Genomic DNA, 4971 nt, shown 5'->3' with positions numbered 1-4971 from the left:
GTAGGTGGGCTGGGCGCGGCCGCTCGCGCAGTAGTTGCGGCTGCCGGCCTGGTAGTGCCGGGTGCTGCCGTCGAACAGCCCGCCGAGCGCATCGCAGGCGGTGCCGGGGTCGACGTAGGCGCCGGTGTCGGCATTGCGGCGCGACGCGATCGCGGTCGGCGCGGCGCCGGCCCGCGTGGTGTCGGCCATGAAGTCGCGCTGGCGGCTCCAGATCGGCTGGCGCTTGCCGAGCTCCAGGCCCCAGATGCCGGTCACGGCGTCGCTCGCGATGCCGCCGCTGAGCTGCACGCGCAGGTTCTCGCCGCCGCCCTGCTGCGTGGTGCCGGCCTTCACGTTCAGGTGGATGCCGTCGGTCTGCCGCTTCAGGATCACGTTGACGACGCCGGCGATCGCATCGGAGCCATAGACCGCCGAGGCGCCGCCGTCGAGGATCTCGATGCGGTCGATCAGCACCGACGGGATGTTGGCGAGGTTCACGAAGTTGACCTCGCCGTCGTAGGCGGTCGGGTAGTCGGCGACGCGGCGGCCGTTGAGCAGCGTCAGCGTGTGGTTCGGGCCGAGGCTGCGCAGGCTGATCGCGTTGGCGGCCGGCGTGAAGGTGTTGCCGAAGTCCTCGCCCTGCGTGAAGCCGGTGTTCTGCGTCAGCGCCGACAGCGCGTCGAACACGTTGCGGTAGCCGAGCCGTTCGATGTCGGTGCCCTTGATCACCGTGACTGGTGTCGGCCCTTCGGCCTGGGCGCGCACCAGGCGCGAGCCGGTGATCTGCACGCCGGGCAGGCTCTGGCCCTCGGGCTCGGCGGCGTGTACGGAGGGGATGGCGGCGAGCAGCAGCGCGCCGAGCAGGGGTCGTCTGGATGAAGGCATGTTGGATGGGTCACGAAAAAACGTGACCGCAGGCTACGCACCGACATCGGGGGACACAACGAAGGGAAGCTCACATGCAAACGCGGAGAGCGAGGGCGCAGTGAGGAAGTGTGTCGACCGGTTGTGATGGACTTCGCTACGCTGCCGACAGCGCCTGCTGGAACCAGCCCCGCAGCGCCACGACATCCGGGCGCTCACCGAGGCCGGGCGCGCAGGCGAAGTGGTACGCCGCGCCGGGCAAGGTGACGGCGAAGGGCTGGACCAGCAGGCCCGACGCCAGCGCGTCGGCCACCAGGACCAGGCTGACGAGGGCGATGCCGCCTCCCGCCACCGCCGCCTGCACCGCGTGCTGGCTGTCGTTGAAACGAACGCCGGCGTCGGTGTCGACGCCGGCGATGCCGGCCCGTTCACACCACGCGCGCCAACCGGGGGCCGGTTGCTGCGCGGTGCGGCCATCGACGTGGATCAACGCGGCGCGGCGCAGGTCGGCCGGTCCGCGCATCTTCAGCAGCGGGCTGCAGACCGGGGCGAACAGGTCGTCCTTCAACCACGTCGACTCGACACCCGCGAACAGGCCCGCGCCGTAGCGGATCGCCACCTCCACGCCACCCGGTGCCAGGTCGACGACCGCCTGCGAGGCGTGCAACCGCAGGTCGAGGTCGGGCAGCAGGCCGCGCAGCGCATCGAGGCGCGGCACCAGCCAGTGGCTCAGGAACGCGGTGGTCGTCGACAGGGTCAGCGCCTTCGCCGAGAGGCCGTCACGCAGTTGCGCAGCGACCCGGCCGATCTCGCCGAAGCCGAGCACGGTGGCGCGGTACAGCAGCAGGCCCTCGGGCGTCAGCGTGACGGCGCGTGGCGTGCGGTCAAGCACGCGCACGCCGAGCCAGGTTTCGAGCTGGCGGATCTGGTGGCTGATGGCCGTCGGCGTCACGAACAGCTCCGCGGCCGCTGCCTTGAAACTGGCGCGGCGCGCGGCAGCCTCGAAGGCTCTCAACGGGGACAGGGGTGGCAGGATATAGCGCGTCATGATGAGGATGCTTCATCTGAAGCTGAAGAATGTGAACTTGAGCGGCGGCCCAGCCAACGCTACGCTGGAGGCCCTACCACCCAAGGGCCAGATGATGAGCCAGCTTCACCTCTCCTGCACACCGAAAGCCATGTCATGACTGTTCTGACCGCGGGACTCATCGACGTGTTTGCCCACGCGCCGCTCACCGGCAACCCGCTGGCGGTCGTGGAAGGGGCCGACGGTCTCGACGATGCATTGCTGCGCCGCATCGCCGGCGAGTTCAACCAGGCCGAGACCACCTTCCTGCAGCGCAGCGATCGCGCCGATAGGCGGCTGCGTTCCTTCACGGCCAGCGGTGTCGAGGTGTCCGGTGCCGGGCACAACGCGCTGGGCGCCTGGCTGTGGCTGGCGCACGAGGGGCAGCTCGGGCCGCTGGACACGCCGCAGACCTTCCACCAGGAACTCGGCCGCGACGTGCTGCCCATCACGCTGGAACGGCGCGGCGGCCAGGTGCACGGCCGCATGCGGCAGTCGCCGTTGACGCTGCTGCCGGCCGGCGTCGACGTGGAATCGTTGAGCCGGGCCCTCGGCCTCGAACCCGCCGACGTGCTGCCGCACCCTGCGCCGCGCGCGGCCGACACCGGTGCCGCCCACCTGATGGTTCGCGTGGCCGATGAAGCCGCGGTCGATCGCGCACAGCCGGCCGCGCAAGCCCTGCTGCCGGTGCTGCGAGGCGCCGGTGCCGAGGGCTGCTACGTCTACGCGTTCGACGTTGCCGCGCCGCAGCGCGCGTATGCGCGGTTCTTCAACCCGACCATCGGCCTGTGGGAAGACATTGCCACCGGTACCGCGGCCGGGCCCCTGGCGGCCTACCTCGGGCACGAAGGGCTGTTGCCGGACCAGGCGCTGCTGATCGAGCAAGGCACGCGCATGGGGCGCCCCAGCTTCCTGCAGGTGCGCCTGAACCCCGAACCGGAGCTCTCGGGCAGCGGCATCGTGGTGTTCAAGGGCGTGCTGACGGTCTGAGAGGGCGCCAACCTCAGCCGCGGCGCTTCGCGAACTTCAGCGTCATGCGATCCGACTCGCCGATCGCGACGAAGCGGTCGCGGTCGACCGCCCCACCGCGCAAGGTCGGCGGCAGCGACCACACGCCGTTCGGATGGTCACGCGTGTCGAGCGGGTTCGCGTTGACCTCGCTGCGGTCGAGCAGCACGAAGCCGGCCGCAGCAGCGCGCTCGATGACCAGCGCCTCGGGAACGTAGCCGGTCGCGATCGTGCGTTCGAGCGTGGTGCCCGGCGGCGCGCGGTGCTCTTCCACGCCGAGCACGCCGCCCGGCTTCAGCACCGCGTGGAACGACTGCAGCACCGCATCGAGCCGCCCCGCCTCGATCCAGTTGTGGATGTTGCGGAAGGTCAGCACCATGTCGGCACCACCCGACGGTGCGATGCCGCCGAGCCGGTTGCCTGCTGCCGGCAGCTCGCCGACGACCACGCGGTCGTACACCGCCGGTTCCTTCGCGAGCTTCTCGACGAAGCGCTGCCGCGATCGCCGCGCGTACTCGTCCTGGGCATCAGCCGGCTCGTGCGCCGCATACAGGCGCCCGTCTTCCCGCAGGTACGGCGCCAGCACCTCGGTGTACCAGCCGCCACCCGGCGCGATCTCGACCACCGTCTGGCCGGGCTTGAGGCCGAAGAAGCGCAGCGTCTCGTACGGGTGCCGTGCCGCATCGCGCGCACGGTTCGCGGTGCTGCGTTGCGCACCGGCCAGCGCCGCGCGGAGCCGCGCGCCATCGGCATCCGCGTCGGCCACGGCCGGCGTCGAGGTGCAAGCTGCCAGCGGCAACGCAAGCAGCGGCAGGCTCAACACGCCGCGCCGTGTCATCAGGTCGTTCATCGGATCTCCCGTTCGAGGGCCGCCGGATCGAGGCGAAAGGTCGCCAGTTCGTCGGCGTCGCATTGTGCGATGAGGCCCAGTTCCCACGCGAGGTAGCGGCGTGCCGCATCGAGGTTGCCGTCGTGGCGGTCGTGCACGAAGAACAGGTGGTCGATGGCCTGTGCATCGGACGGTTCGTCGGGGCTCGTCACCGTCGGCAGGCCGGCTTCGGCGCTGGTGGCGAGGCTGGCCTGGGCGAGGTCGGTGAAGCCTGCCTCGCGCAGGTCCRGTGCAGCCAGGTCGGCAATGCGCGGCTCGTCGCTCAGCAGCACCAGCGCACGCCCTGCCCCGGCCTTTCGGGCCGCTTCCACCACCTGCGGGCGGATCGTCCACTGCGCGCCTTGCGGATGTCCTGCCCGGTGCGCGAGGCTGCCGCGCAGGTCCAACAGCAGCGCACCGCGTTGCAGCCGCTCGCGCAGCGCCTCGGCATCCAGCCGCGGTACCTCCGGCACATCCGCCGATGCAGTCGACGGCACCTGCAACGCCGCCCGAATGCCCCCGTCCACGGCTACCGCGTCATGCCCCTGCAACCACAGCCAGTGCGCGACCACCGGCGCGCGCAGGCCATCGTCATCGACGAGCAGGATGCGCGCATGCCGCGTGCCGACGTACAGATCGGTCGCCTGCAGCAACTGCCCGCCCGGTGCATGGCGTGCCCCCGGCAGGCTGCCCTGCGCGAATTCCTCGGCCGAGCGCACGTCGAACAGGTAGGTGGTGCGCGCCGCCTCGGCGAGCCAGCGGCTGGCCTGCGCCGCCGTCACACTGCGCCCCGGCAGGCGCCGCACCGGCCAGTGCGACAGCGCCGCCTGGGCACTGTGAGGCGCGGGCCGGCGCGTGCTGCCGCGCTCCAGCGACAAGCCCGCGAGCGCCCAGCCCTGCGTGCCGTTCTCCAGCGCCAGCACCGGATTCGGCAACCCGAGCTGGCGCAGGATCTGCGCGCCGATGATGCTGCGCGTGCGGCCGGCGCAGTGCACGACGACCGTGCGCCGCGTGTCGCCGCCGAGCAGCGCGCCGACCTCGCGCACCAGCTCGCCATTCGGCACCGAGACCGCGCCGGGGATCGTCATGCGCCGGTGCTCGTCGAAGGTGCGGCCGTCCAGCAGCAGCGGCGGGTCGTCGCCGGCCAGCCGGAGCTGCAGCTCCTGCGCCGACAGGTGCGGCGTGC

5 protein-coding genes are annotated in these 4971 nt (G+C 71.5%); 1 reads left to right on the top strand and 4 read right to left on the bottom strand.

Going from position 1 to position 4971, the window contains the following annotated elements; genetic code table 11:
- Nucleotides 1-864 (bottom strand): TonB-dependent receptor plug domain-containing protein (locus tag AC1D12_RS24600; RefSeq protein WP_477843455.1); only part of this gene is annotated, 864 nt, incomplete at its 3' end.
- Nucleotides 865-1000: 136 nt separating this feature from the next.
- Nucleotides 1001-1891: a LysR substrate-binding domain-containing protein gene (locus AC1D12_RS24595; RefSeq protein WP_477825833.1), complete on the bottom strand. Its 891-nt coding sequence runs from the start codon at nucleotides 1889-1891 to the stop codon at nucleotides 1001-1003.
- A 135-nt stretch (nucleotides 1892-2026) separates the two neighbouring features.
- Between AC1D12_RS24595 and AC1D12_RS24590 the strand changes: the two genes are divergently transcribed.
- Nucleotides 2027-2899 (top strand): PhzF family phenazine biosynthesis protein, encoded by an 873-nt coding sequence (locus AC1D12_RS24590; protein ID WP_477843453.1) that lies wholly within the window; start codon nucleotides 2027-2029, stop codon nucleotides 2897-2899.
- Between the two features lie 13 nt (nucleotides 2900-2912).
- Here the strand turns inward: AC1D12_RS24590 and AC1D12_RS24585 are convergent, their stop codons facing one another.
- Nucleotides 2913-3767: a class I SAM-dependent methyltransferase gene (locus AC1D12_RS24585; RefSeq protein ID WP_477826501.1), complete on the bottom strand. Its 855-nt coding sequence runs from the start codon at nucleotides 3765-3767 to the stop codon at nucleotides 2913-2915.
- Nucleotides 3764-4971, bottom strand: a 1208-nt coding sequence (locus AC1D12_RS24580) for a rhodanese-like domain-containing protein (RefSeq protein WP_477843451.1), incomplete at its 5' end; no start/stop codon positions are given. The genes AC1D12_RS24580 and AC1D12_RS24585, both read right to left, overlap by 4 nt.

Source organism: Rhizobacter sp. P1_G5 (assembly GCF_056405435.1).
Note: the sequence above shows the minus strand (reverse complement) of the source record. Positions and strands in the feature narration are given on the sequence as shown.